Origin of the sequence: Maricaulis sp. (assembly GCF_048268525.1) — a bacterium.
Taxonomy (GTDB): Bacteria; Pseudomonadota; Alphaproteobacteria; order Caulobacterales; family Maricaulaceae; genus Maricaulis.
In genome coordinates, this window is the sequence record NZ_JBLWVH010000005.1 from 38185 (window position 1) to 64360 (window position 26176).

The following is a 26176-nucleotide window of genomic DNA, read 5'->3' on the forward strand; positions in this document are numbered from 1 at the left end:
CCCGCGACCACCATCCAGTCCGAATGCCTTCGAACAGATGTGATCCTGAGCAAAGAGGCTTGCATTAAGGTTAAGGCCTGACAGAAAAAATACGCCTTAAGTCTTTAAATCAATTAGATTTTCCTACCGAGTAGTAAACGCGATATCCACGCATCGGTAAGACTTGTCCGGCTGGCGCGACGCAATCGGTCGGGTGTCATCAGCCGGATCAGCGTGAGCAACAAGACCATCCCGGCGGATGCCAGGCCCAGCCACATCCCCTGCCGGATGCGCGGCTCGACCGCCGGTCTGGGCGGCAGCGGCTGGAAGGCCTCATACGCGCCCTCACCCAGCCATTCGATCACCGCCAGCGTTGCCGATCCGGACAGTTCGGCTATTCGCTGCAAGTCGGTCAGTTGGTCCGGTGATGCCGCGACAGCCATCAGGCGGATGACCTCGAAGCTCGATGTCTGCCGTCGCAATCGGGCGACCGACTGAAACACGGTCGCGAGCCTGACGGCGCCAGGCGCAGAACTGGCATCGATGCGGGCCTCGATCATCGGCGCGGCCCGAGATGGGGCTGCGAAGGCGATGTCCGGTCGGACCATCGCACTCGCGAAGGCATCGCCCACCTGACTGGCCGGCAGCAGGGTGACCAGCTCGGTCGCCAGCCAGTCTTCCAGTTGCGGGTGCAATCGCCCGGCCCGCCGCGCCGCCGTCAGGATTTCAGCGCCGGAGGACATGGCCCGGTCGCGACCTGGCAGATCCACCATTCCGGCTTCGATCGCAGCGAGCGCCAAGGCCAGCTCACCGGCTGGCGCCGGTGGAATGATCGCACTGTCACAGCTGGCCATGCGGATCCGCGGATCGGCACACAGCTGGATCACCAGATGCCGCACCCCACCGTAAAGGCGTGTATCGCCGGCGCCGGCCCCGACGAGGGCGGGAACCGACCGCATTTCGAACTGACCGCGATAGGCGCCCCTGAAAAATCCGTCGGCACTGGTATTGGCGACGGCCCAGGCGAATTGCCGCTCGGCCTGCCGGCTTTGCAGATCCTGCGGCGCAAAAACCAGCTCTGGAGGCGAAAGCCCGATCGCGGCGCCGCGTGCCAGCTCCCGCTCGAAAGCCGTATCGAGAATGGCCCGTCGCTGCCAGGTCGGTCCGGCCCGGAGCTCGGCGTCAAGCGCCAATGGCCCGGCCGCGCCGGCCAGCAGGTCGAGCGCCAGCCGGTCGCGACCGATCAGGTCCGGTCCGAGCGATGCCCAGCTGCGGAAACGGTCCATGTCGGCCCGTCGACGCCGGTCGCCGCGCAGCGAATTTTCAAGACGGTCGAGCCAGATGTCGCGTGCATCGCGGTTGGCCGGAACAGCCTCGCGCACCAGGGCGGCCAGCCGTTCGCCTTCGCCCGGCTGCGGCGAGACATGCCCGGCAATCCCCCCGGTCTGCACCAGCCATTGTACCGCAAACCAGCCAGCCACGAGCAAGGACCCGATCAGCCAGCTTGGCTGGAAGCCCTTGAACACGGCCCGCCACAACAGCCAGACGGTGAGACCGACAGGTCCTGCCTCCCAGGGCGACTGGGTTTCGCCGCGCCAGCGATCGACACGCTCGCGCCGTATGGCCTCGCGCCGGGTCAAACCGGCCCGCTGCCAGGCGTCCGCGCCCGGCGTGTTCGTGTCACCAGCATCGACGGTATCCGTCATGATGCCCCCCTGTTCCCGCCATCAGTTATGCCGAGCAAGCGCGTGCTTGCAACCAAATGCGCGTGAGGCGCGAGAAAAGCCTTCACCCCACCTCCCGACCGGATCAAGCCTCCCACAATGAATGGAGAGTTGGCAGGGACGGTCGTGCGGCTTATTTCCATCCCACCGCCGTCAGGAGCCCGCACACAATGCCGTCCGATACCCTTTCCCGCTTTCCGCCCGTCTCGATGGCCCTAGCCCGCACCGACAAGGCCCGTTTTGCGGCCGAGCTGGGTCGCAGCTTCCGCGAGTTCGGCTTTGCGGCCATTTCGGACCACGGCCTCGATCCGGCCCTTATAAAGGCGGCCTATGACAAGGCCGTTGAATTCTTCGCCCTGCCGGAAGAGACAAAGCTGAGCTATCTCGTCGAAGGTGGCGGCGGTGCCCGCGGCTATACGCCGTTCGGCAAGGAAATCGCCAAGGACGCCAAGCATGTCGACCTGAAGGAATTCTGGCATGTCGGTCGCGACCTGCCCGCCGGTCACAAGTATGAGGCCGACATGGCCCCCAATCTGGTTCCGGCCGAAGTCGAGGGCTGGCGCGAGACCGTGCACGGGCTCTACGACGCTTTCGACCAACTCGGCGTCCAGGTCCTGCGCGCCATCGCGCTGGATCTCGGGCTTGAGGAGACCTTCTTCGACGACACGGTGAAGGACGGCAATTCGGTGATGCGCCTGCTGCACTACCCGCCGGTCACCGGCGATCCGGGCGGCTCAATCCGGGCCGAGGCGCATGGCGACATCAACACCATCACATTGCTGCTGGGCGCCGAGGAGCCGGGCCTGCAAGTCAAGACCCGCACCGGCGAGTGGATCGACATGAACCCGCCGCCCGGCTGTCTGGTCGTCAATATGGGCGACATGCTGGCGCGCTCGACCAATGATGTCCTGCCCTCGACCCAGCACCGGGTGATCAATCCGGCCGGCGCCCGCACCGGCTTCTCGCGCTATTCCCTGCCCTTTTTCCTGCACTATCGTCCCGACTACATGATCGAGACGCTGCCGGGCTGTGCCGGGCCGGACAATCCGGACAAATATCCCGAGCCGATGCGCGCCAATGATTATCTCAACCAGCGCCTTCGCGAGATCGGGTTGTTGAAATAGGATTTCCCGAGACAAAACAGAAAAAGGGGCCGCCTTCCCCATGATGGCGACCCCCTTGAAGTCTGGTAGGGCCGGTCGTTGGTCGGTCTGTGCCCCGCCAACGTTTCAGCCTACCAACCATCTAAAGGTTGCATTACCGAAACCCTAAGCGCCCTTAGAGATAGCCGCTTTTTAATCCGACAAAAAAGTATACCGGGCATGCACGCACAGGTCGCCTCGGCCGGGCCGCATCAGTCCGCCTTCGCCGCGCCCGGCTTCTTCATCCCGGCCGGCATGTCGCGGACGTGGATGTCGATCTGCGGGTACGGGAATTCGACACCGTGCTCGTGGAAGCTTTTCCAGATCGCGACATAGACATCACTGCGCACATTGGAGAGGCCGTTTTCCGGATCACAAATCCAGAAGCGCAGGTCAAAATTGACCGAGCTGTCGCCATATTCGACCAGATTGCAAACCGGGTCCTTGTCAGACACGACACGGTCCACCGTCTTGGCTGCCTCGATCGCGAGCCTCTGCACGCGCTCGAGATCGAGCATGTCGTAAGAGACGCCGAAGGGGGCGTGCTGACGCACCACCTTGTCCGATTTGGACCAGTTGATGACACCATTGGCGATGAAGTGCTCGTTCGGGATCAGGTGCTCGGTGCCATCGCGCGTTCGCAGCGAGACATAGCGCGACTCCATCCCCGTCACCCAGCCGAATTGGCCGTCGACCTCCAGCGCATCGCCCGGCTTGATCGACTTGTCAGCCAGAAGGGTGAAACCGGCGGCAAAGTTGGCGACGGTCTTTTGCAGGCCGAGACCGACACCGATACCGACGGCGCCCGAGAAGATCGCCAGCGTGGCCAGGTTGAAACCGGTCAACTGCAACGCGATCAACAGCGCCACCACGGGCAGGGCAAAACCGAGGATTTTTGCGATCAGGGCCCGCAGGGCCGGCGAGATCTCGTCCGCGCGCTGAAGCTGGCCATTGATGGTGCGTCCCGCCAATGAGGCGAGCCAGAACAACACGCCGAAATAGATCAGCGTGCGCAGGACGTCGAACAGGGACAGATCGACCGGCTCGCCATCCTCGGTTTCGCCCAACGGGATGGCCAGGGCCTGCAATTGCATCACGACATCATCGAGCAGGCCGAACACGTCCAGCGCCGCCACCGGCCAGGCGACATAGAAGGCAACCTTGGACCAGAAGCGCGAGCGGATGATCAGGGTAACGGCGCGAATGACCAGCCAGGCGGTCATCAGGCTCATGGCGGCGTCGATCAGGGCGAAGGGCTGGTCGATGGCCCCCAGGACAATACGGATGATGGCCAGAACCGCGACCAGCGCCAGCGGCGTGGCCAGGGAGATGGCCGCCGTCAGCAAACGGCGCGCCAGCCCGGTTTTGATCCGCGCGCCCGCCAGTCCCTCGACGACATGACGCAAGCGCGGCCCGAAAATCAGCGCCGGAATGAAGGCCGCCAGGACCAGACCCATCTGGATGGCGACATCGAGATTGAGCAGGCTGGCCAGCAGCCAGTCCCAAGCCTCCCGCGCGCGCCCCTCCAGCACCTCCATCGGCAAAAGTTCGCCCAGCGCGCTGTCGTCCTGTGGTGTCGTCATGTGGCGCTCTCTCCCCTGAGTTTCAGAGGGATAGCATTGATGGGGGGATGGGGGCCAGAGGCATGCGGCGGGCACGCCTTCCAATCTGTCGGCAACGCTCCTAGATCATCGATATGAAACTTTCAGCTAACATTTTGGCCTTTGCCGTCACCCTCGGGAACATCAGTTGCTCGCCTGAACCGGCGCCAATCCAAATTGAGCCTAGTTACTGCGCGGTTTATGAGGCCTACATGAATCATGCGGTGGAACGACTGAATGATCCCGAACTGCTGCTGGCACCCATAATTATCATGAACCAGATTGGCGATGACGTCGTCCGGTTCCCTGACTGGGAAGACTGGCATCCTGCCGACGGAGATCAGTCACCGACCGTCGACAATTTAAGCATCGAAGCGCTTGATCCGCTGCCACACACGCATCGGATTTCCTGTTCTTTCGACTCGGTCACGAACTGGGCAGCAATCGCCGGTGAGCCTGAACCTGAGGGATGGATACTGGCCACGCCTGCTGCGCCCCGCCTGAGCATATACACCGGCAGCCACGGCGAGCTCCAATTGTCACCGGTCTATGTGTCCGTGGACGAGCAATTGGCCATGATGTCCGTTAGCTGGCAGGAAATCGCCTCAGTGGACAAACCGTCTTTTGCCCATGGGCCAGCGTCAGGCGTCGAATATGTGCGGCTCCAACGCAGCAATGACGGTCAGTGGCAGGTAACAGGAACTTCACAACGCCAAACCGCCCGATAGCGAACTGGCACGCTGATAATTGAAAAGGAGACACCCCTTCCTTCTCCCCTGGGAGAAGGTGCCGCGAAGCGGCGGATGAGGGGGGCAGCGGCGTGCTCAGCCAAAAAAGCGAGTCATCGCCGTCGGAGCCACGCCAGCTGGGCACGCAATAGTCGCTTCTGCCGCGGCAGCCTGCTGGAGAAAACCGTGATGAATAGCGGTTGGGTGAAAGCCCCAAACACGCCGCACATCACAGTCACGATTATGACCTCGGCGCCATCCAGCGAAATCACATCGCTGGTCATCGAAGATGAGTATGCACCGCTCAGGCCGAAACCTATCCAACCAACCGCTCCCACCACAGCGCGACGCATGAAAAACCCGGGCCCTGGAACGCGCCCGAGCCAACCCTTGTTGAAGATCGACAAGACCATGTCAGACGCGAACAGCAGGCCAAACAGCGTATTGAGTCCAAACAGGGTCATGCCGACCACCCCGAGCGGCAACGCGACATACGCCACAAGCAGTGCCAGCGTCGCGGCAATCAGGCTCGCCACCCGCCATTGCTTGACCAGAAGCGGATCCACCTTTCCTACCCCAGCAACTTCTTCCGCAAAATCTCGTTCACGGCTTGCGGGTTGGCCTTGCCCTGCATGGCTTTCATCACCTGGCCGACGAACCAGCCCATGGTCTTGGGCTTTTCTTTCACTTGGGCGGCCTGGTCGGGATTGTCGGCGATGAGCTGGTCGATGACGGCTTCGATGGCGCCGGTGTCGGTGACCTGTTTGAGGCCCTTCTCGTCGACAATCTTGGCCGGGTCGCCGCCTTCACTCCACAGGATTTCGAACACGTCCTTGGCGATCTTGCCGGAGATGGTGTCGTCGGAGATGAGGGCGATCAGACCACCCAACTGCTCGGCCGAGACCGGGCTGTCGGTGATGTCGAGGCCTTCCTTGTTGAGGCGGCCATAGAGCTCGTTATTGACCCAGGAGGAGGCCAGCTTGGCGTCCCGGCCCTCGGCGACGATCTCATAGTAATCGGCACGATCCTTGTCGGCCGACAGGACGGCAGCGTCATAATCTGACAGGCCGAGCTCGGAGACGAGCCGGGCGCGCTTCTGGTCGGGCAATTCGGGCAGGCCGGCCTTGATCTCGTCGACAAAAGACTGCCGCAGCTCGAGCGGCAGCAGGTCGGGATCGGGGAAGTAGCGGTAATCATGCGCTTCTTCCTTGGAGCGCATGGAGCGAGTCACGCCGGTGCCGGCGTCGAACAGGCGGGTTTCCTGGTCGATCTTGCCGCCTTCCTCGATGATGTCGATCTGGCGCTTGGCCTCATACTCGATGGCCTGGCGGATGAAGCGCAGCGAGTTGACATTCTTGATCTCGCAGCGCGTGCCCAGATGCGAGAAATCACCGGTCTCGCGGAATTTCTCATACTGGCCGGGACGGCAGACCGACACATTCACATCAGCGCGCAGCTGGCCCTTCTCCATATCGCCGCCGCAGGTGCCCAGATAGCGCACGATGGTGCGCAGCTTGGCGACATAGGCCGAGGCTTCCTCGGGCGAGCGGATATGCGGGCGCGAGACGATCTCCATCAGCGCCACGCCGGAGCGGTTGAGATCGACATAGGTCGAATTGGGATCAAGATCGTGGATCGACTTGCCGGCGTCCTGTTCCAGGTGCAGGCGTTCGATACCGACGGTAAAGCGCGAGCCGTCATCGCGTTCGCACTCGATCTCGCCCTCACCCACGATCGGGTACTGGAACTGGCTGATCTGATAGCCCTGCGGCAGATCCGGGTAGAAGTAATTCTTGCGGTCAAAGCGGGACCAGAGATTGATCTGGGCATTGAGACCCAGACCCGTGCGCACGGCCTGCTCGACCACGCGCTCATTGATCACCGGCAGCATGCCCGGCATGGCCGCATCGACCAAGGAGACCTGGGTGTTGGGCGCCGCGCCAAAGGCCGTCGCCGCGCCGGAGAAGAGCTTGGCGTTCGACACTACCTGGGCATGGATCTCCAGACCCATGACGACTTCCCAGTCACCGGTCGCGCCCGGCAGGATGTAGCTGTGATCACTCATCTCGATCTTCCTCGTCGTCATCCCAACCGGGACGCTCGTCTTCCGGCGTGTTCATCGCCGCAACCAGGACCCGCCCCGCCATGGCGACGGTCAGGCCGAAAAACAAAAAACCAATCCCCGGGGTCACCAGGATTACGGCCCACAGATTGCGCGGCTCCAGTTCAACAATGCCGCGAAACACCACAACCGCCGCCAGCACGAAGAGTGCACCGAGCAGAAAGCTCGGTCGCGCCAGCTTCATGGCCGGATGGGCCGGTTCAGCCTTGGCCATCACCGCGCTCCGTGAAGGTCAGGATCACGGCCCAGAGCGCCGCAAGCCCGAAACCGGTCAGCACCAGACCGAACGCCAGCTGAACGATGAAACCAAGGGCCGGGAATTCACCGGCTCCAAAAGCGCCTCCCACCATCACACCGCCGGAATAGACCGTCGGCAGACCGAAGGCGAGGCCGAGCATGGCCAGCATGATCATGAAGCCGCGCTGTGGCTTTTTGGGGCCCTCCGGCGGCTGCGCGCCGGGCTGCGGTGTTTCAGGTGTGCTCATCAGCTCCACCAATTTTCCGGCTTGGCGACAAAGCCCGCCGAATCCTCAATCGCCGCGCCGACCTTGAACATGGTCTCCTCGTCCAGCGCCGGGGTGATGATCTGCAACCCCAGCGGCAGGCCGTCCTTGTCGACACCGGCCGGGACCGACATGGCCGGCAGGCCGGCCAGGTTGGCGGTGACGGTGAAGACGTCATTGAGATACATGGCAATCGGATCGTCCGACTTGGAACCCAGCTCGAAAGCCGCCGACGGCGCGGACGGCGTCAGTACGGCGTCGACCTTTTCGAACGCCTGTTCGAAGTCCTGAAGGATACGCGTGCGCACCTTCTGGGCGCGCAGGTAATATGCGTCGTAATAGCCGGCCGAGAGCACATAGGTGCCGATCATGATACGGCGCTGGACCTCATGGCCGAACCCGGCCCCGCGCGTGTTTTCATAGGTCGCGTTGAGATTTGTCCCCTCGACGCGATTGCCATAGCGCATGCCGTCATAGCGGGCGAGATTGGAGGAGGCTTCCGCCGGCGCGACGATATAATAGGCCGGCAGGGCGTATTTGGTGTGCGGCAGGGAGATGTCGACGATCTCGCAGCCGGCCGCCTTGAGCCAGTCAATGCCCTTTTGCCAAGCCTCATCGATCTCGGCCGGCATGCCGTCGACCCGGTATTCCTTGGGAACGCCGATGCGCAAACCCTTCACCGACTGACCGACGGCGGCGACGAAGTCCGGGACCTCGTTCGGCAGCGAGGTCGAATCCTTGGGGTCGTGCCCGGACATGGCCTGCAGCATCAGCGCCGAATCCTTCACCGTCTTGGCGAAGGGACCCGGATGGTCGAGCGAGGAAGCAAAGGCCACCGCGCCCCAGCGCGAGGTCCGGCCATAAGTCGCCTTCACGCCGACCGTGCCGGTAAAGGCCGCCGGCTGGCGGATCGATCCGCCGGTATCGGTGCCGGTCGAGCCGAAACACAGATCAGCCGCCACGGCTGCAGCGGAACCACCGGACGAGCCGCCCGGTGTCAGCATTTCGCCGTTGGGGCCCTTCCAGGGATTATTGACCGGGCCGGTATTCGCCGTCTCGTTCGAAGAGCCCATGGCGAACTCGTCCATCGAGGTCTTGCACAGGAATACGCCGCCATTTTCCCACAGCTTGGCGGTGACGGAGCTTTCATAGGTCGGCTTGAAGCCCTTGAGGATGTTCGAGGAGGCCGCCGTCTCGACGCCTTCGACTGCGAACAAATCCTTGATCGCCAGCGGAGCGCCCTCGATGAGACCACCCTCGCCCTTGGCGAGTTTCTCATCGGAGGCCTTGGCCATCCCCAGCGTCTTGTCAGCGTCAAAGGCCGTGAAGGCGTTCAGCTTGGGCTGCGCGGCCTCGCACAGGGCCAGGCCCTCGGTCGCCAGTTCAACCGCAGAGACCTCACGCGCCTTCAGCTTGGCGGTGATGTCGGACAGGGTGAGTTTGAAAAGCTCGCTCATGACCTACTCCACCGATTTCGGGACGACGAAGAAGCCTTCGTCGGACTTGGGCGCGTTGGCCAGGACCTTGTCGCGGCAATTGCCGTCGGTGACTTCGTCGGCGCGTTGCGGCAGCGGGAATTTCACCGGGGTGGTCATCGGCTCGACGCCCTCCACATCCACTTCATTGAGCTGTTCGATCCAGCTCAGAATGCCATTGAGCTCGCCGACCAGCGTATCAACGCGGTCGGTCGGTTCGGCGATACGGGCGAGGCGCGCGATGCGGCGCACATCATCAGCGGTGACGGACATGGAATTTCACTCCGGATAGTCGACGCCGCTTGAGTAGCAATCGCCTTTCGCAGGTGCAAGAAAGCTTGACGGTGGCGCGTGCAAAGCGCATCCCGCCATCATGCCGATTGTGACCCTGGAAGACCTGCCCGATGGCCCCCTGATCGCTCTTGATCCGGGGAGCAAGACCATCGGGGTGGCCGCCTGCGGTGCCTCGCGTGGTCTCTCGACACCGGTGGAAACCATCAAGCGGACCAAGTTCACACTCGATGCCGAACGGGTTTTCGCCCTACTTGACGAGCGCCAGGCCGTCGCCATCGTGATGGGCCTACCGGTCAATATGGACGGGTCGGAAGGCCCGCGCGTGCAGTCGGTGCGCGCCATGGCCCGCAATCTGATGCGGCTGCGCGATCTGCCGATCGTCTTCCAGGATGAACGCCTCTCGACCTTCGAGGCCGAGGAAAAGCTGATCGCCGTCGGTGTCCGCCGAGACAAGCGCAAGGACATTATCGACGCGCATGCCGCCGCCAATATATTGCAAAGCGCCCTCGACCGGCTGGAGATGCTGCGCCCATGACCCCCATCATCACCGCCCTCGTCCCCGTCTTCGGCGTGATCTTTCTCGGATGGGTATTGCGACGCTCCAACCTGTTGCCGGAAACGAGCTGGGGGCCGATTTCGCGGCTGGCCTATCTCGGACTGTCCCCGGCCCTCCTGTTTTCCTCGATCGCCTTTGCCGACCTGTCCGAGATAGAGCTCGGCGGTTTCATCGCCGCGGCGATGCTGGGGTTTGTCGCCATGGCGGCGCTGACGCTGGCATTGAAGCCGGTGCTGCGCGTTCCCGACCCGACCTTCACCTCGCTGTTCCAGGCGACCAGTCGCTGGAATGGCCTGCTGATCCTCGCCATCGCTATCGCCCTGTTCGGGGCCGAGGGCGAGGTTCTGGTGGCCCTGGTGATGGTCGCCTCGATCCCGCTGGTGAATATGGAATGCGTCGCCGTCCTGTCGGTCTGGGGCACTGGCGCGGCACCGCAGTGGCGCTCCATCGTCTACCGCATTCTGACCAATCCGCTGATCCTCGGCTCGGCTGCCGGCGGTGTGGTCAACCTGGCCAACATTCCGATACCGACAATCCTGGCCGACACCATCGCGCTGACCGGACAGGCGGCCCTGCCTTTGATCCTGCTGGCAGTTGGCGCCGGGCTGAACTTCACCGCCATGCGGGCCCGGCCACGCCTGCTCGGCCTGTCGGTTTTCGTCAAGCTGATGATCGGACCGCTGGTCTTCTACGGCATCGGCCGCGCCTTCGGCATTGACGGCATCCCCCTGACCGTCCTTCTGCTCACCGGTGCCTCGCCCGGCGCAGCGTCGGCCTATGTGCTGGCCCAGCAATTGGGCGGTGACGCGCCCTATTCCGCCGGCGACATCACGGCAAGCGCGCTGTTCTGCTTCGTGACCATCCCGTTCTGGCTGTGGTTGCTGGGCTAGGCAGGCACTTCGCCAGGCGACCGGATCGACGCCGCTTGCCGGTCTCGCCCGATCGAATTACGAATAAGGACCAGGCTGGCCCCGGCGAGCCGTATCTTGTCGTCCGGGGGGACTATCATGGCTTACAAGGGCGCACGCTCTCGCCGCTCGTTTCTGTTGCAGGTGACCGGTACCGCTTTGGCGGCGGGTGCCGGCGCACTGGTCTGCGGTGGCGCGACCGCACAAACCTATACCGGCGTATCGGACTCGGATGGCGGGGTCTATGCGGACCGGGCCGGGTATGGACGCAGCGGCGGCGCGCGCGCAGGCAGCTCCGGCTTGACCGATAGTGACAGCGGCAGCGCTGCAGATCCGGCCGGGAATGGCCGTGGATCAGGCGGCACCGGCGCACAGGGCTTTTCCGACCAGGACAGTGGTGCAACGGCAGATCCGGCAGGACGTGGCCGGGGCGCGAGCGCCGGCACGGGCGCATCCGGCTATACCGACACCGACAGCGGGGCAACGGCAGACCCGGCCGGTCGAGGACGCGGACCGGCAGCCCAGCGCCCGACTCAGCCGGACGGCCCGGTCAAAGCCGAACTCCCGGATCCAACCCTGAACCGGACCAGGCGGCCCCCCAACTAAGCCGCCTGCTAGCCGTCGGCGCCGGACTCAACTTCACCGCCATCCTCGGCATCACTCGGTGCTGTCAGGCTAATCCGGATTGGCCGTCGTTGCGGGGGTAGCGCCGGTGCATCGACCGCGCGCTGGCGCAAACCTGTCCTTTGATGTCATGCCGGGACCAAGCCTCAGTCGGCTGGCCGTCAAGACAATATTGACGGGTCAGGCGCGAATGCGGGCGACGCCCCCGCCTCCCTATCGATCCAGCGCGCCCTTGCCAGCCAATATCTTGTCCCGAAATTTGGCAATACGGGCGATACGCGTTTCCGGCTTCTTCGCCGCGTTGAGATTGAAGGCATAGCTCTTCTGGCGACCGGGCGTGAGGGCGTGGAAGGCCTCACCAAGCTCGGGGTCAGCCTCCAGCGCCTCGACCAACTCTTCCGGCCATTCCACCTCGCGAGGCTCGACGACCGGCTTGATGCCCGCCTCGGCATAGCCGATGGCCTCGGCCAGATAGGCCCGGATGACCGGTTCCAGCGTGGCGACCCGTCCCGTGTCGGTGAACCCTATCATGTCGGGATGGCGCGTATTGGGGCCTTGGCGTTCGAGCACTTGTTCCGGATCGGTCATCAGCGCCGGATTAAAGAACCAGATGAGGAACTTGCCCCGGAAGGCGCCCAGGCCGGCAATATTGCGGCTGCCATGCATGTAACAGGGATGCCCCCATTTCACGGTCTCGGTCAGGCCCATATCGCGACAGATACGGCGCAGCTGCACCAGCCCATCCTTCCACGGCTGGATCGAGCAATCCGGCATCGCAAAGCGGGCGCACCGACCACAGCCCTTGGTGAAATAATCCTCGATATCGGTGATCATCATCCGCGCCCCCCCTATCCATCGAGACAGACCCGCTCGCCCTCGTCAGCCAGGTTGAAACCGGCCTCGATCACCACATCCCGCTCCGGCGCATCGGGATAGCGCACCGGATTGGTGTGATTGAAATGGATAAAGCGGACCTTGGCCCGCTCGCTGGCGGGCAGATCGGCGAAACGTTCCATGGAATGAGTGATGAAGGGATGCGGGAAGCCGGACATGTCACGGCCGGGGATCTCGCCATTGGCGAAGAAGGTGGCATCAAGATAGGCGACATCGACACTGGCGATGACGTCCTCGATGCGCATGGCGGTGCCGTCCTCCCAAGCCTCCCATTCCTCCCAGCTGTCGATGTCGGGCAGGAAAAAGGCGCTCCGGCCCGGCGTGTCGATGCGATAGCCGACAACCTCGGTGAATTCCTGCCGGTGCGGAACGGCGATCGGTGTCACAGACAGGCGTCCAGCCTCGACCGCAACACCATCGCGCATGGGTTGAAGCGCAATATTCCCATAGCGGACCAGCTGGCTCCAGGGCCCGTTGCTCGTCAGATAGTCGGCCATTCGCGGCATGGCGAAGACCGGCACGCCTTGTGCCCCCATGCTCTCATGCCCGAGGAACATCAGTCCGGTGTAATGGCCCATATGGCCATGGGTGAGGAAGATACCGTCCAGCCCGGGACGCCGCCCGGTCGGCGCAATCTGGTCGAGGCGGTAGAGCTGTTCGCGAATGTCCGGCGTTGCCTCGAACAGGTAGCGCTCGTCCAGCTGATGATCGACCACCGCGATCGATGTCGCCAACCGTCGCAGGGACGGATCGGTCCAGGCAGGGTCCATGCTGTTGCCCAGCTGCGGTGCACCGCCATCCTGGCCGACACCGAGGACAATGAGTTCGAGCGTGCAGGCTTCGGTTTCAGAAACGGATTGGGCAGCGGCTGGGGCCGCGGCGAGAATCAGGGCGCCGAGCGCCAAGCTGCATGTTTTCATGACCAAACGAAACGAGAGCTGGGCGCACACGTCAAGCATTCATCGTTTCAATAACTTCAGATCGGGCAAGGACCACAGCGACGTGTTTCCGTCAAAATCCTCATACCTCAAGCCTTCAGGCGTTACCGACCAATTATTTGGAATGTCACCCGGCATCGCCGACGCCAATTCGGCACCCTCATAGGAGAATGTACGTAACCCCAACTCCTCGACGACCAGGATGCTCCCATTGGCACTCGCCGCGCCCCAAATGGGAAAATCACCATGGACCACCCAAATGGCTTCGCTGGTGGCGAGTACCACTCGCCTTCCAAACACAAGCGCCTCAAACTTTGCGTCCGAGATGATCTGGGGGTTCCCACTACTCGCGAGATCGCGGGTAGACCACGTCTCCTGAATCTCTCCCAGACACACCAACGCCACGTCCTGATAGAGCTCGAACGAGAAACCGAAGCGCTTGGAGCAGAACCTCAACCCGGCCATCAATCCACCCCCACCACCGTGCTGCGCCGTTCCATCTGCACCACATCGCGCCATTGCCCGGCCATGGGACCATGGCCCATCTTGCCAAGCCCGCGCCGGACACCGAGGCGCCCGAAGCCGCATTGCCCGTGCAAGCGAATGGAGGCGGTGTTTTCGGCAAAGATGCCGGCGGTGAGTGTCCACAGGCCTTCGGCCTCGGAGGCCTCGATCAAGGCCTCCAGCAGCGTCCGCCCGAGCCCCTGGCCACGCGCGGCTTCCGCGACATAGACCGAGACCTCACCCACCCCGCCATAGACACAGCGCGAAGACACCGGGCTGAGCGCCGCCCAGCCGGTGACCACGCCATCCCCATCCACCGCGACAAGACGCGGTGCGGCAAGCTTGCCATCGTCGAAATGGACCCAGTCCGGCGCCGCGCTCTCGAAGGTCGCATGACCGGTGGCAATGCCCTCGGCATAAATGGCGAGGACGTCAGGCGCGTCGGCGGGTGTCATTGTGCGCAGGGTGGTCATGCTGGCTCCGATTGCGAGCGGGGTTTCGCCCAGCAGGCCGCAAGCCCCTCCACAGGTCAACACCCTCCCTTGCTCCCGCTTCCAACTCCCCCTATACCGCCGCACAACGTATCTGTGTGCCCTTGGCGACCCAGGAGACGGGATGAGCCGCGCGGAATTTTCCTACGACTTCCCCCACCGCCACCTTGTTTCGGTGGCCGATCTCAACCCCGTTGATATCCAGATCATTTTCGAGCGCGCCGCGCATCATCAGGCGACCAACCGGACGCCGGACAAGCGCTCTGACGTGCTGCGCGGCATGACCGTGCTCAATCTCTTCTTCGAGGCCTCGACGCGAACGCAAGGCTCATTCGAGATGGCGGGCAAGCGACTGGGCGCTGATGTGGTCAACTTTGCCGTGGCCCATTCTTCCGCCTCCAAGGGCGAGAGCCTGTCGGACACGGCGCGGACCCTCGCGGCCATGAAGCCCGACATCATGGTCGTGCGTCACTCGGCAACCGGCGCGCCGCAATTCCTCGCCGATCACACCGGCCTGGCTGTGGTCAATGCCGGCGACGGCATGCATGAACACCCGACCCAGGCCCTACTCGACAGCTTCACCCTGTCGCAACACTGGGGCTCGGTCGGTGGCCGCCGCATCCTGATTGTCGGCGACATACTGCACTCGCGCGTGGCCCGCTCGAATATCGGCCTGCTGAACATTCTCGGAGCCGAGATCCGCCTGTGTGCGCCGCCGACCCTGCTGCCCTCCGATGTCGACCAGTGGGGCTGTGATGTCTTCCATGATCTCGACGAAGCCCTGAAGGGCTGTGACGCGGTGATGGCATTGCGCCAGCAGCGCGAGCGCATGTCCGGCGGCTTTGTGCCGTCGGAGCGCGAATTCTTCCACTTGTTCGGCCTCACCCATGAGCGCCTTGAAGCGGCCTCGCCGGACGTGCTGGTCATGCACCCCGGACCAATGAATCGCGGCGTCGAAATCCATACCAAGCTGGCCGATGACCCCGAGCGCAGCGTGATCCTGCAACAGGTGGAAAGCGGTGTCGCCGTGCGCATGGCGATCCTGGAACTGATCGGCGCCAATATCCGCAAGGAGGCCTTGGCATGAGTACGAGCCTGGCCATCACCAATGCCCGCCTCGTCGACCCGGCCTCCGGTCATGACGGCCCCGGCGGCGTGCTGATCGAGGATGGCGTGATCGCCCAGATGGGCAATGAGCTGGACCTTGATGCCGCTGACGAGGTCATCGATGCCAAGGGCCGCATCCTCGCCCCGGCCCTGATCGACCTGCGCTGCGCCAAGGAACCGGCGCTCACCCCCGATGGGGAAACAATCGACACGCTGTGTGCGGCCGCCATGAGCGGCGGCTTCGGCACCATCGTGCTGGCGCCCAATGCCCGCTCGCCACTGGACAAGGCAGACGGCTTTGCCGGCATGTCGCGGGGGCTGGACCAACGCAGCGTCCGCATCCTCTCGGCTTGCGGCGCGACCCAGGGCCTGGCCGGCGAGCAAATGGCCGAGATCGGCCTGATGGTGCGCGGCGGGGCTGTCTATGCCGGCCAGGGCGACCGACCGATTGCCGACACCCGCCTGATGCGCCGCCTCCTCTCCTATACCAGCCAGTTTGATATCTGGCTGGCCTGCCGTCCGGCGGACCCGGACCTGTCCAGCGGCAGCGTAGTGATGGAAAGCGACTGGTCGGCCCGCATGGGTCTGCCGTCCGAGCCGGCCGTGTCCGAACGGATCGCCATCGAGCGCGACGCCGCGCTGGCGGAACTGTCCGGCGGCAAGTTGATGATCGACCGCCTGTCGACCGCCGCCGGTCTCGACGCCCTGCGCCATGTGCGCAGCCGCGACCTCGAAATCGCGGCGACGGTCGCGGTCGCCCATCTGACCCTCAACGAGGTCGACGCCGGCGCCCTCGACAGCGCTTTCCGCATGGACCCGCCACTGCGCGGCGAAGCGGACCGCCTGGCGCTGGTCGACGCTGTGGTAGCGGGCGAGATCGATGCGGTTGTCTCCGATCACCGTCCCACCCCGTTCGACGACAAGGCCGACCCGTTCGCCCTTGCCATGGCTGGCACGTTGAGCCTAGAGACCATGCTGGGCGCGATGCTGGGCCTGGTTCACGACGGCGAGCTGGAGCTGATCGACGCCCTGCGCGTCATGACTTCCGGCCCGGCGGACCTGCTCGGTCTGCCGCAGGGACGGATTGCCGTCAGTGCCCCGGCCGACCTCATCCTGATCGACGGCGACAAGCCCTGGGTCTGCCAGCCCGACGCTTTCGCCTCGGCACGCGGCAATTCGGCCTGGGCCGGCCGTCGTTTCCAGGGACGGGTCTTGCAAACCATCGTCGCCGGAGACACATTGTACAACCCATAGGTGCAAATTGACATGACCAGTCTTCTGATCGCGCTCGCCGCCGCCGGTGGCTACCTCTTCGGCTCCATCCCCTTCGGACTGGTGCTGACGCGCATGGCCGGGCTGGGCGATATCCGCGCCATCGGATCGGGTAATATCGGCGCCACCAATGTGTTGCGCACCGGCCGCAAGGACCTCGCCGCCCTCACCCTCATTCTCGATGCCGGCAAGGCCGGTATCGCCGCGGCGGTGTTCGGCTATTTCCTCGGCACCACCGCCGGACTGGTTGCCGGCGCTTTCGCCTTTGCCGGCCATTGTTTCCCGGTCTGGCTCGGTTTCAAGGGCGGCAAGGGTGTGGCGACCTTTATCGGCACCATGCTGGTGGTGTTCTGGCCCGTCGGCCTGACAGTCATCGCGACCTGGCTGATCATGGCCGCCATTTTCCGCATTTCCTCCCTCGCCGCGCTGGCCGCCGCCCTCGCCGCGCCGTTCGCCGCCCTCGGCTGGGGGCGGACCGATGTGGCGATCATGGCCGGCGTGCTGACCGTGCTGATCTATTGGCTGCACCGGGCCAATATCGGTCGTCTGCTCAAAGGCGAGGAACCGCGTATCGGTGGCGACAAGAAAGCCGATACGCCCGACAATGACAGCGACGGGGACGACCCCGACACGCCGGCGACATGACACAGCCGGGGCCCAGCCACACCGAACGGGTGATGTGGTTGCGCCTCGCGCGGACAAGGGGGCTGGGCGCGATCGGCTTCGCCCGGGCAATCGCCCATTACGGAAATGCCGCCGACGCCATCGACGACCTGCCCGCACGGGCCCGATCTGCCGGGCGGCGGGTGCTAGAAATACCACCGCCAGAGGCCGCCGAAGCCGAGCTGGAACAGATCGGGCGTCTCGGCGCGCGCCTGATCACCGGACTGGATCCGGACTATCCCGCCCTGCTCGCCGCCATACCAGGTCCACCGCCGACCCTGGTCGTGCGCGGCGACCTGTCCCTGCTGGATCGCCCGGCCTGCGCCATGGTCGGCGCCCGCAACGCCTCCGCGGTCGGACTACGCTTTGCCCGCGAGCTCGCAAACGGGCTGGGCCGCGAGGATATCGTCGTGGTGTCCGGCCTTGCACGGGGCATTGACGGCGCGGCCCATGCCGGCGCCATCGACAGCGGCACTATCGCGGTGCTCGCCGGCGGGATTGATCACATCTATCCGCCCGAACATGCCGAACTGCACGCCCGTCTGGCCGAGGACGGCCTGCTTCTGTCGGAAGTGCCGCTCGGCCAGGCGCCAACCGCGCGCGATTTTCCGCGGCGCAACCGGCTCATCTCAGGGCTGGCGCTGGGTACGTTGGTGGTCGAGGCCGCCCTTCGCTCGGGCTCACTCATTACCGCACGTTATGCCGCTGAACAGGGCCGCGAGGTGATGGCGGTCCCGGGCTCGCCGCTCGATCCGCGCGCCCGTGGGTCCAACCAGCTCCTGCGCGACGGCGCCCACCTTATCGAGTCGGTCGAGGATGTGCTGGACATCCTGTCCAAGGCCCGCTGTCCCGAACCGCCCGCGCATGGGCTGGAGGACCTGCCCCCCGAGGCACTTGGGGATCTTTTTGATGACGACGAGCCGTCCCGAGCAGCAGACGGTGACGCGCCCACCGACACCCGTTCGTTGCCCGCTCTGGACCGCCTGCGCGCCCTGCTGTCGCCGTCGCCGGTCTCGGGCGACGAACTGGCCCGCGCCGCCGACCTGCCTGTCGGCGAAGTGCAGGCCATGCTGATGGAGATGGAGATGAGCGGCGAAATCGCGACCCTGCCCGACGGGCTGGTTCAGCGTCGGCGCCAAAGCTGACCGAGCCGGTGCGATTCCATTTCAATGTAATTGGCTGCCAGTTCGATCAGACACGCACTTTGGCCATAGCCGTTTTGATAGGCATCCTCGCTCAGGCGCCGCAGCTCGCGGGACAGCCGGTCGGACTCATCGGTCAGGGGTCGGGCGCCGGGCAAGGGATGCCCGAACAGATCACGCCCGGGCCTGAGCTTGCGACGCATATCGCCCTCCATGGTCGAAGGGACTATAAATTACAAATGATGATTTTACAACCTTGAGTAATCAATCCGGCAGATTGGCGAGCAACAGGTCGCGAGCCTCCTGGACCTGACGCGCCAGCGCGGCTGACCCTTCCCCGGTATCAGGATGAAGCTTCTTCATCAAACGGCGGTGGGCGGCACGGATCGCCGCCGCATCGGCATCGGCATCCACCCCCAGGATCTCCCGGGCCTCGGCCAAGCTCATCGAGTTGGCCGCCGGGGGCGCAGTGCCGCCGCCGCCACCACCGGCACGTGAACGGCCGGGTCGCAGGACATCGCCCAACATGCCCAGCCCGAACAGGCCGATCGGGCCACCCAGGATGACTCCGCCACGCAGGCTGATGATCGCGCCAGCCAACAGGGCGCCACCCCCCAGAATTATGCGGACCATCCGCGCCGCCTGGGCGGTCTGTTGCCGGGAAAACCACCAGGCGGCACCCAGCAGGGCGATCAGGGCAAGGGTTCCGAGGGCAAATGGGGTCATGTCAGAAGGGAATGGTTTCGCCCTGCAGACCGGGCAATTTGAGGATGATCAACAGGTCGCGCAATTCCTGGCGGGCAGCGACATGGCTCATGGTGAAGGTGACCGTCGAGCCGCTTTCGGTCAGGTCAAGCAGGGTCAGCCCCAGCGGGAAGAGCTCGCGGTAAATGACCCGTTCGGCAAAGCCGGGAGCCAATCGGAAACCGATCCGTTGCGACAGCATTTTGAGGCCGTCACCGACGCGTCGCTTGTTGCGCGCGTCCAGCATCGAGATCCGGTTACGCATCACGACCCAGTCGATCGACCGTTTCTCCAGCTGGGCCTTGCGTTTGCGGCATTCCCAAAGCATTTCGGAATAGACGCTCGGCTTGCCGACCTCATAGCTCTCGGGATCAATTTCGGCGAGCAGGTCAAAGTCGACGAAGCTGTCATTGACCGGCGTGATCACCGTATCGGCACTGGAGTGGGCGAGACGTGAATAGAGGGTGTCGGCGCCTGGTGCGTCGATAATGATGAACTCGCAGCTGGTCTTCAGCCGGGTCAGGGCTTCGGAAAAGCGCTCGGTCTCTTCCTCCTCGACCAGGTCCAGATCGCGCTGGGCGCTGGGCGCCAGGACGATTTCTTCCGGTCTAGGCAGGGACACGCCGTGTCGGTCACACCAGCGCTGCCGGTTCGACAGGTAACGACCGAAACTACGCTGTCGCAGGTCGAGGTCAATGGCGCCGACCGTCTTGCCCATCCGCAGCAGGGCGACGGCCAGGTGCATGGCAACCGTGGACTTGCCGGCCCCGCCCTTTTCATTGCCGACGACAATCACATGCGCGGCCTGCACACCGTCACGAACACGACCCAAAGGTCTGGCAGGCAAACGAAAACCGGTCTGACTAGTCATCTCATCCCAATCCGGACCGCGGTCGGGGCTGCCGAAACACGGCGCCCATGGCGATTCTAGTCGCCCGCAGTCGAGGCCATATCCGCCATGCGCTGCCCGGAGAAGTCAACCACGGCACAGTAGTCGCCTGCTGCCATCAGCTGCTGACAGACTGCGCGAGCATCGGCGGCGCTGTCGAACGGGCCGGCCTTCAAACGCAGATAAGTGCCCTGCCCGGCTATCTCTGCTTCGCTGAGGCGTGCCTCAAGGCCAGCGAGCACATCGCCATGCTCAAGGACCAGCTCGTCCCAGCCGCGCTGTGCGGTCCGGGTGCGCCGATAGGAGGCCAAGTGAACACCATGATAGAGGCTGGGAGCGTCCGCCATGGCTTCGGGCGGCGGCGGCAGGTCTGTCGGTACGGGTCCCGGCGCCGTCGGAAGCTCGACCGCATCACCCGGCGCATTGAGCGCCATCACGGCATTGGCCAGGGCATGAAGTTCCGGAGAGACCGCATCGACCGCATCCGGGTCGAACCGCGCCAGATGGGCCAGTTCACGCGACATGGCGTCGGCCAGCTGGGCATTGCGGGTCGGCGCCACGGCGGCCGCGGAAGCCGCGTCCACGGCCGGTGTGGGTGTGGTCGTGGTGGCGCAACCGGCCACGGCCAGGGCGGTCAGAAAAACTGTCAGTCGTTTCATGTCATTGTCTGTAGACGGCATCGCATCATTTGCCTGTATCATCGCTTATGATTATCCCCAAGCGACCCGTTTTGTGGCCCCCCTCATGATCACACAGCAAATACCGCATGCCACCACGATCTCCGCCCTGCGCACGCGGGTGCGGAGCTGGCGTGACGACCGGCTGACAGTCGGCTTCGTGCCGACCATGGGGGCGCTGCATGACGGGCACATCTCGCTGGTCCGCCTGGCCAAGGCCCAATGTGACCGGGTGGTCGCCAGCGTGTTCGTCAATCCGAAGCAGTTCGCGCCGGGTGAGGATCTGGACGCTTATCCGCGCACCCTGATCGATGATGCCGAAAAACTGACCGACGCCAAGTGCGACCTGATCTACCTGCCGACGCCCGAGGCGATGTATCCGGACGGCTACAGCGCCGGCGTGACCCTGAAGGGCCCGGCCCTCGGTCTGGAATCGGCGATCCGTCCACACTTCTTTGATGGCGTGGCGACAGTGGTCACCAAGCTGTTCAACCAGGTCCGGCCCGACATGGCCTTCTTCGGCGAGAAGGACTATCAGCAATTGCTGGTGATCCGGCAATTGGTGAAGGATCTCGACTTCCCGATCGAAGTTCTGGCCGGTGAAACCGGGCGGGACAGGGATGGTCTCGCCCTGTCCTCGCGCAACGCCTATCTGGACAGCGATCAGCGCCAGCGCGCCGGACAACTCAATCTCATCCTCAAAGCATTCGCCGAGGCGTTGAGCCGCGGCGCGGACAAGGCAGAGGCGACAGACACGGCTGCTGCCGCCGCTCGTGACGCGTTCGATGCCGTCGACTATGTCGAGGCCCGCTGCGCGTCGACGCTGGCGGAACTGGGCAACGGCCCCATCGACCGTCCCGCCCGGGTGCTGGCCGCAGTCAGGCTGGGTTCAACTCGCCTGATCGATAACATGGCCGCAAAACCACCTGCCTGACGCCGGATTTCCGGTTAAGCTCGCCATCACGGCCCACCGGGAGAGCCCCTTTCATGATTGTCCGCACCCTGACCCTGCTCGCCTTGTGGACCGGCCTGCCACTGGCCGCCTGCGCCCAGGCGCCCGAGATCATCCGTCCGGAGGTCGTCGCGGAATACCCCCATGATCCGCAGGCTTTCACACAAGGCCTGTTTATCCATGACGGTGAGCTTTTCGAAAGCACCGGCCGGGTCGGCCAGTCGAGCCTGCGGCGGGTCGCTCTGGAAACCGGTCATGTCGAGCAAAGGGTCGCCATCGCGCCGCCCGTCTTCGGCGAAGGTTCAGCCCGGATCGGCGACGAAATCTTCATGCTCAGCTGGGTGTCCGAACGCGGTTTCGTGTTCGATGCCGAGACCTTCGAGCAGGTCGACAGTTTCAGCTATCCGGGTGAAGGCTGGGGGCTGACTTTCGACGGATCGCACCTGATCCTGTCCGACGGCACGCCAGAGCTCCGCTTTCTTGATCCCGAGACCATGACACTTGATCACAGCATCAATGTGACACTGAACGGGCGCCCGGTACGCCGGCTCAACGAGCTGGAATGGATCGACGGCATGGTCTGGGCTAACATCTGGGAGACCCGCTCCATTGTCCGGATCGACCCGGACACCGGCGTGGTCGACGCGATGATCGATTTGACCGCGATCATTCCGGAAGAGGTCCAGGGCCGCCGCGACGCAGTAGCGAACGGCATTGCCTGGAATGCGCAGACGGGCCAGATTTACGTGACCGGCAAACTCTGGCCGACCCTGTATGAGATACGCCTGCCGGGCCCAGATCACTAATTCCGTCGAGGCGGCCAATGCGCATCAGCAAGAAAACCCGCTTCGATCGACCGATTTTTCTCGCCACCCATGCCCTGCTGGCGCTGTTCACCCTGTACGCGACAACCTGGCTGACAAGCGTCACCCTGACCCTGAGCGGACACTGGCAAGGACAGCTTTTCGGGATCGACATCGCGGGCGCGCTTACACACATGACGCTGCTCGATCATGGCCTTTTCTATTTGCTATGCGGGTTGGCCTTCGCCACCCAGACCCTGCTGATCCTGCGCCGCAAGGCTGCCGTCTACGCGATGGCGGGTTGCGTCGCGGTGCATCTCGCATTCTGGGTCCAGATGAGTCTCAATCCAATCTGGGCCAGCCCGATCGGGCTGGCCGTGATTGCAGTTGAAACACTGATCCTGCTCCTGCTGTTGCGTTTACAGCAAGTCGAAATGCTGCGCTGAAGACGCCGGATAGAGCTGGCGCTGGGAAAACCGTCGGACGCTGATTTGTCGGTTGAGGCGCACCACGACAATTTGGCGTCTTCCGGCTACCGGTCCAATCGTCCCGGACTTGCAAACAAGCCGACGCTACCAGGCACCCAGTTCCAGCAGCTTCGCGCGCAGCTCGCCAGGCATGTCATCACCGCCCTCGCCACCGCCGGACAGGTCCCGCGGCGCATCTTCCGGCTTGAGATAGCGCCACCCCTGGAACGGGCGCCGCGGGGCAGCCGCTGTGCGAATGATCTGCGGTGACATGATGATGGCGCATCGCTTGATGCCGTCAGTTCCGGTGACCGGTTCCAAGGCAATGATCTCGGAGCGACACTGGATCGCGCCCGACATCACCCAGTACAGCGAACCGCCAGCCTCGACCTCGTCCTTGCGGGCCGGCGACATGCGGGTCACATGCATGGCAACTTCCGGCTCTCCAGCGGCCCGGCGCGCGGCCATCTCGCGATCCCGATGCGCTTCCAGCTCGTCCACCGAGGACACGCCGACGCAGAGTTTGACGATATGAATGGCCATTGCCTTGCAGTTAGGCCGACTCCGGCACGAGGTCAAAGGATCGGCGCTGACGAGGCCGGCCGGCCTGCCTGCCTGCGGGCTGGACAGCAGCGCCGAAGCCACCCCTAATCAGGTGTATGTCGCAACCACCCTCTCCGCGCGCGTGGACACACGCTCGAACCGTGATGATCGTGGTGTGCGGCCTGCTGACAATCACGCCGCTCTTCTTCATCAGTCAGCTGGCAATCCATGCACTCGGCCTGGGCCATCTCAACGCGTTCGGGGCTGACGGCGCGAATGTGCTGCAGAACACCCCGGCGGTCTCGCTTGTGGCCCCGTTCCTGAGAGCTCCCCTGCTGATTCTCACCTCGCTGTTGCTGCTGCGCCATTCACGCTGGGCGGCTTTCAGTTTCGCCGTGGCGACGCTGATCCATCTGGTCAGCTGGATGAGCATACTTTCGAATGCCTATTTCACCCTTCCGACCGGCTATCTGACCCTGGCGTTCGAGGCGGTCGGCATCTATCTGCTTGCCCGCTACCCCGAGCTACGCTCGCCGCGCCGCGACAGCGAAGCGGCCGGGACCTGACGCATCAGTCCACAGCGCCATCGACATTCCCGCCGAGGAATTCGATCTCGCTGAAGGCAAGCTCAAAGCTCTGGTCGAAGGACTGGAAGGCTGCCCGACCGCTGATCGACTGACGCAAATGGGTCAGAACCGGCGCCGGCAGGCCATCAATCGCCGTGTATTCCTGGACCATGTCAAACTCGTTCAAACGCACCGCAAAGTGTGGCTTGAAGCTCTCTGGCGCCCACATCCGCAACCGCGTGACCGACGCCCCCTGCCGTGACACGGTCAGCGCACCGCGTACGTGCTCGGCCATGGCGGCCTCCTCGCCATCGAATTGAGGGCGGAAGTTGAAGACCAGATGGTCAGCGGTCTCTTCAGTCAGCTCCAGGCTGCCAGGCGTGATGTCGCTGTCGTCTGCCGAGAAGAACAGGCCACTGTCCTCGCCATCCTCGTCAGGCTCCTGCAGGCCCGTCCACATGCCGGCCTGCAGGTCCGACAGCGCGTCCTGTTCCGGCGACACCAGCGACCAGCGTTCGCCATCCGGGCGGGTGCCGTCAAAGCGACCGATCATGGTGCCGTCATCGCTGGTCATGGTGACCAGGAAGCGCCACTCGCGTTCATCGACGATGATCGGCGCCTGCGACAGTGCCTGCTCCAGCACCGGGTGACGGGATGCCGCATCCTGGGCTGAGGCCAACGGAGCGGCCAACAGGCAGGCCGCCGAAACAAGGGCAGTAATTCGTAACATGACAAAGCTTCCAGACAGGTTGGATGGTTCAACAATCAACCCCCGGTTTTCTACTGCCACAAACACGAAAGCGAGGGGAGCCTCATCCCCTCGCTTTACAGCATTGTCACGTCAAGGAATGGAGCCAGATGGCGGGTTGTCAGGCGGCCTGACGATCAACCAGCCCATCGGGCGCGTCCGGATCGATATCGAAGGTCCGCTCTGATTTCGGCATTGGCCGCTCGGGCTCGCCGAAAATGCGAACCTTCAGCTTGAAGGCAAAGCTCAGCACCTGCTTCATCATCGCGCCGAGGCCATCGGTTCGCGTTTCTTTCGGGACATAGCCGAACTGGCGGCGCAGGATGCCATTGGCAAAGAGGATCGAATTCTTCAGGCGCGACTGCGGAGTTGAAATCTCGAACGGGACCGACACGTTCACGCCGGACTGGTTCTCGATCCGGTGCGGGCCGTGAAGCGGCCAGTTGGCGGCCATGCCCGGATGCAGGTCGACGGTGAAGGCGTCCTTGTCCCAGGCCGGGTCAAAATGGATGTCCTCGGTCTGGTCCTTGTGCAGCACGCCCTCGACATCATCGAGGTTGAGCCAGGGTCGCTGCGGCGGATAGGTCCGGAACCGTTTCACCCCACGCATGTGCCACAACATGGTCTCGGAAACATCCGAGTGCAAAAAGACCTGGGCTGACGGCGAAGAAATCAGAATGCCGGCTTCGGCCAGCAACGGCCGGAAGGTCGGGTCGGCCTTTTTCATGTCGGCCAGCATGGCGTCGTAGATCGGACGATACTCGGGGTCCCGGTCCATGGCGTGACGCAGATTGATCCAGAGACGCCCCTTGCGCACCGCCTCGATCAGCTCCAGCCCGGTCAGTGCGCCGGGGTCCCCTGCCCGCCAGCTGTCATGATCCGTGGCGTCGTCGCCCATTGTGCAAAAATCGATCAGGTCACGCGGATGGCGTTCGATCAGTGCCGCCAGGGCGACGTCGGAGAAGGCGTGGTGTTCATGATAGTTATGGCGCACGGTAATGGGCTCGCGGCGGAATTTCCGCTTGCCGTCATCCGACCATGTCGACCCGAACTGATCCATATAGGTGTCACGCATTGATCCATCTCCCGTGATGTCACCCGGGGAGGAGCAAAACGCGTG

Annotated in this window: 32 protein-coding genes; 13 read left to right on the top strand and 19 right to left on the bottom strand. The window is 63.8% G+C overall.

Annotated elements, in window-relative coordinates; all coding sequences use genetic code 11:
* Positions 1-113: 113 nt before the first annotated feature.
* Positions 114-1685 (bottom strand): hypothetical protein, encoded by a 1572-nt coding sequence (locus tag ACN0X9_RS04075; RefSeq protein WP_417486359.1) that lies wholly within the window; start codon positions 1683-1685, stop codon positions 114-116.
* Between the two features lie 188 nt (positions 1686-1873).
* On the opposite strand from ACN0X9_RS04075, the gene ACN0X9_RS04080 reads away from it, so the two are divergent.
* Positions 1874-2827, top strand: a complete 954-nt coding sequence (locus ACN0X9_RS04080; protein WP_417486360.1) for an isopenicillin N synthase family dioxygenase — start codon at positions 1874-1876, stop codon at positions 2825-2827.
* Between the two features lie 230 nt (positions 2828-3057).
* On the opposite strand, the gene ACN0X9_RS04085 is transcribed toward ACN0X9_RS04080, so the two are convergent.
* A complete protein-coding gene (locus ACN0X9_RS04085; RefSeq protein ID WP_417486361.1) occupies positions 3058-4428 on the bottom strand; it encodes a mechanosensitive ion channel family protein in 1371 nt (456 codons plus the stop codon).
* Positions 4429-4541: 113 nt separating this feature from the next.
* Here ACN0X9_RS04085 and ACN0X9_RS04090 point away from each other — a divergent pair, with 113 nt between their 5' ends.
* Positions 4542-5174 carry a hypothetical protein gene (locus ACN0X9_RS04090; protein WP_417486362.1) on the top strand — a complete coding sequence of 211 codons (633 nt, stop codon included), beginning with the start codon at positions 4542-4544 and terminating at the stop codon, positions 5172-5174.
* Between the two features lie 113 nt (positions 5175-5287).
* On the opposite strand, the gene ACN0X9_RS04095 is transcribed toward ACN0X9_RS04090, so the two are convergent.
* From ACN0X9_RS04095 to gatC, 6 genes are read right to left on the bottom strand one after another with little or no spacing between them, the layout of a single operon-like run.
* Positions 5288-5740: a hypothetical protein gene (locus ACN0X9_RS04095; RefSeq protein WP_417486363.1), complete on the bottom strand. Its 453-nt coding sequence runs from the start codon at positions 5738-5740 to the stop codon at positions 5288-5290.
* Positions 5741-5745: 5 nt separating this feature from the next.
* Positions 5746-7239, bottom strand: coding sequence for an Asp-tRNA(Asn)/Glu-tRNA(Gln) amidotransferase subunit GatB (gene gatB, locus ACN0X9_RS04100; protein WP_417486364.1), 1494 nt, complete (start codon positions 7237-7239; stop codon positions 5746-5748).
* Positions 7232-7510, bottom strand: a complete 279-nt coding sequence (locus ACN0X9_RS04105; RefSeq protein WP_417486365.1) for a hypothetical protein — start codon at positions 7508-7510, stop codon at positions 7232-7234. The genes gatB and ACN0X9_RS04105 overlap by 8 nt, the downstream gene beginning before the upstream one ends.
* Positions 7497-7781, bottom strand: a complete 285-nt coding sequence (locus ACN0X9_RS04110; protein ID WP_417486366.1) for a hypothetical protein — start codon at positions 7779-7781, stop codon at positions 7497-7499. The genes ACN0X9_RS04105 and ACN0X9_RS04110 overlap by 14 nt, the downstream gene beginning before the upstream one ends.
* Complete coding sequence (gatA, locus tag ACN0X9_RS04115; protein WP_417486367.1) at positions 7781-9256, bottom strand: Asp-tRNA(Asn)/Glu-tRNA(Gln) amidotransferase subunit GatA; 1476 nt, start codon at positions 9254-9256, stop codon at positions 7781-7783. Before gatA ends, ACN0X9_RS04110 begins: the two co-directional genes overlap by 1 nt.
* A 3-nt stretch (positions 9257-9259) precedes the next feature.
* Positions 9260-9547 carry an Asp-tRNA(Asn)/Glu-tRNA(Gln) amidotransferase subunit GatC gene (gatC, locus tag ACN0X9_RS04120; RefSeq protein WP_417486368.1) on the bottom strand — a complete coding sequence of 96 codons (288 nt, stop codon included), beginning with the start codon at positions 9545-9547 and terminating at the stop codon, positions 9260-9262.
* 100 nt (positions 9548-9647) lie between these two features.
* On the opposite strand from gatC, the gene ruvX reads away from it, so the two are divergent.
* The 3 genes from ruvX to ACN0X9_RS04135 all read left to right on the top strand — a co-directional run bounded on the left by ruvX (position 9648) and on the right by ACN0X9_RS04135 (position 11638).
* Positions 9648-10103 (top strand): Holliday junction resolvase RuvX, encoded by a 456-nt coding sequence (ruvX, locus tag ACN0X9_RS04125; RefSeq protein ID WP_417486369.1) that lies wholly within the window; start codon positions 9648-9650, stop codon positions 10101-10103.
* Positions 10100-11014 carry an AEC family transporter gene (locus tag ACN0X9_RS04130; RefSeq protein ID WP_417486370.1) on the top strand — a complete coding sequence of 305 codons (915 nt, stop codon included), beginning with the start codon at positions 10100-10102 and terminating at the stop codon, positions 11012-11014. The genes ruvX and ACN0X9_RS04130 overlap by 4 nt, the downstream gene beginning before the upstream one ends.
* 117 nt (positions 11015-11131) lie before the next feature.
* The gene (locus ACN0X9_RS04135; RefSeq protein ID WP_417486371.1) at positions 11132-11638 is read left to right on the top strand and encodes a hypothetical protein; all 507 of its coding nucleotides are present in this window, start codon (positions 11132-11134) and stop codon (positions 11636-11638) included.
* Between the two features lie 231 nt (positions 11639-11869).
* Here ACN0X9_RS04135 and ACN0X9_RS04140 read toward each other — a convergent pair whose 3' ends face one another.
* Genes ACN0X9_RS04140 through ACN0X9_RS04155 form a run of 4 tightly spaced genes read right to left on the bottom strand, consistent with a single transcriptional unit; the run spans position 11870 to position 14465 of the window.
* Complete coding sequence (locus ACN0X9_RS04140; RefSeq protein WP_417486456.1) at positions 11870-12490, bottom strand: YdeI/OmpD-associated family protein; 621 nt, start codon at positions 12488-12490, stop codon at positions 11870-11872.
* Positions 12491-12504: 14 nt separating this feature from the next.
* Positions 12505-13470 carry an MBL fold metallo-hydrolase gene (locus ACN0X9_RS04145; protein WP_417486372.1) on the bottom strand — a complete coding sequence of 322 codons (966 nt, stop codon included), beginning with the start codon at positions 13468-13470 and terminating at the stop codon, positions 12505-12507.
* Between the two features lie 39 nt (positions 13471-13509).
* Entirely contained in the window at positions 13510-13953 is a 444-nt protein-coding gene (locus tag ACN0X9_RS04150) for a hypothetical protein (RefSeq protein ID WP_417486373.1), read from the bottom strand.
* Entirely contained in the window at positions 13953-14465 is a 513-nt protein-coding gene (locus ACN0X9_RS04155; protein WP_417486374.1) for a GNAT family N-acetyltransferase, read from the bottom strand. The genes ACN0X9_RS04150 and ACN0X9_RS04155 overlap by 1 nt, the downstream gene beginning before the upstream one ends.
* 142 nt (positions 14466-14607) lie before the next feature.
* Here ACN0X9_RS04155 and ACN0X9_RS04160 point away from each other — a divergent pair, with 142 nt between their 5' ends.
* From ACN0X9_RS04160 to dprA, 4 genes are read left to right on the top strand one after another with little or no spacing between them, the layout of a single operon-like run.
* Positions 14608-15570: an aspartate carbamoyltransferase catalytic subunit gene (locus ACN0X9_RS04160; RefSeq protein ID WP_417486375.1), complete on the top strand. Its 963-nt coding sequence runs from the start codon at positions 14608-14610 to the stop codon at positions 15568-15570.
* On the top strand, positions 15567-16844 hold the full coding sequence (locus tag ACN0X9_RS04165; RefSeq protein WP_417486376.1) for a dihydroorotase: 1278 nt from the start codon (positions 15567-15569) through the stop codon (positions 16842-16844). Before ACN0X9_RS04160 ends, ACN0X9_RS04165 begins: the two co-directional genes overlap by 4 nt.
* 12 nt (positions 16845-16856) lie before the next feature.
* Positions 16857-17507: a glycerol-3-phosphate 1-O-acyltransferase PlsY gene (gene plsY / locus ACN0X9_RS04170; protein WP_417486377.1), complete on the top strand. Its 651-nt coding sequence runs from the start codon at positions 16857-16859 to the stop codon at positions 17505-17507.
* Positions 17504-18670 carry a DNA-processing protein DprA gene (gene dprA, locus ACN0X9_RS04175; protein ID WP_417486378.1) on the top strand — a complete coding sequence of 389 codons (1167 nt, stop codon included), beginning with the start codon at positions 17504-17506 and terminating at the stop codon, positions 18668-18670. The genes plsY and dprA overlap by 4 nt, the downstream gene beginning before the upstream one ends.
* Here the strand turns inward: dprA and ACN0X9_RS04180 are convergent.
* The 4 genes from ACN0X9_RS04180 to ACN0X9_RS04195 all read right to left on the bottom strand — a co-directional run bounded on the left by ACN0X9_RS04180 (position 18649) and on the right by ACN0X9_RS04195 (position 20959).
* A complete protein-coding gene (locus ACN0X9_RS04180) occupies positions 18649-18870 on the bottom strand; it encodes a hypothetical protein (protein ID WP_417486379.1) in 222 nt (73 codons plus the stop codon). The genes dprA and ACN0X9_RS04180 overlap by 22 nt on opposite strands.
* Before the next feature lie 61 nt (positions 18871-18931).
* Positions 18932-19393 carry a DnaJ domain-containing protein gene (locus ACN0X9_RS04185; protein ID WP_417486380.1) on the bottom strand — a complete coding sequence of 154 codons (462 nt, stop codon included), beginning with the start codon at positions 19391-19393 and terminating at the stop codon, positions 18932-18934.
* 1 nt (position 19394) lies between these two features.
* Entirely contained in the window at positions 19395-20282 is an 888-nt protein-coding gene (locus ACN0X9_RS04190) for a division plane positioning ATPase MipZ (protein ID WP_417486381.1), read from the bottom strand.
* 56 nt (positions 20283-20338) lie between these two features.
* Positions 20339-20959 carry an SPOR domain-containing protein gene (locus ACN0X9_RS04195; protein ID WP_417486382.1) on the bottom strand — a complete coding sequence of 207 codons (621 nt, stop codon included), beginning with the start codon at positions 20957-20959 and terminating at the stop codon, positions 20339-20341.
* 85 nt (positions 20960-21044) lie between these two features.
* Here ACN0X9_RS04195 and panC point away from each other — a divergent pair, with 85 nt between their 5' ends.
* Genes panC through ACN0X9_RS04210 form a run of 3 tightly spaced genes read left to right on the top strand, consistent with a single transcriptional unit; the run spans position 21045 to position 23178 of the window.
* On the top strand, positions 21045-21911 hold the full coding sequence (gene panC / locus ACN0X9_RS04200; protein ID WP_417486383.1) for a pantoate--beta-alanine ligase: 867 nt from the start codon (positions 21045-21047) through the stop codon (positions 21909-21911).
* A 53-nt stretch (positions 21912-21964) separates the two neighbouring features.
* The gene (locus tag ACN0X9_RS04205) at positions 21965-22735 is read left to right on the top strand and encodes a glutaminyl-peptide cyclotransferase (protein WP_417486384.1); all 771 of its coding nucleotides are present in this window, start codon (positions 21965-21967) and stop codon (positions 22733-22735) included.
* Positions 22736-22752: 17 nt separating this feature from the next.
* A complete protein-coding gene (locus tag ACN0X9_RS04210; RefSeq protein ID WP_417486385.1) occupies positions 22753-23178 on the top strand; it encodes a hypothetical protein in 426 nt (141 codons plus the stop codon).
* A 126-nt stretch (positions 23179-23304) separates the two neighbouring features.
* On the opposite strand, the gene ACN0X9_RS04215 is transcribed toward ACN0X9_RS04210, so the two are convergent.
* Positions 23305-23742: a DUF1489 family protein gene (locus ACN0X9_RS04215; protein WP_417486386.1), complete on the bottom strand. Its 438-nt coding sequence runs from the start codon at positions 23740-23742 to the stop codon at positions 23305-23307.
* A 161-nt stretch (positions 23743-23903) separates the two neighbouring features.
* Between ACN0X9_RS04215 and ACN0X9_RS04220 the strand changes: the two genes are divergently transcribed.
* A complete protein-coding gene (locus ACN0X9_RS04220; protein WP_417486387.1) occupies positions 23904-24308 on the top strand; it encodes a hypothetical protein in 405 nt (134 codons plus the stop codon).
* 4 nt (positions 24309-24312) lie between these two features.
* On the opposite strand, the gene ACN0X9_RS04225 is transcribed toward ACN0X9_RS04220, so the two are convergent.
* Positions 24313-25038, bottom strand: a complete 726-nt coding sequence (locus ACN0X9_RS04225; protein ID WP_417486388.1) for a hypothetical protein — start codon at positions 25036-25038, stop codon at positions 24313-24315.
* Between the two features lie 139 nt (positions 25039-25177).
* Complete coding sequence (locus tag ACN0X9_RS04230; RefSeq protein WP_417486389.1) at positions 25178-26131, bottom strand: hypothetical protein; 954 nt, start codon at positions 26129-26131, stop codon at positions 25178-25180.
* Positions 26132-26176: the final 45 nt, after the last annotated feature.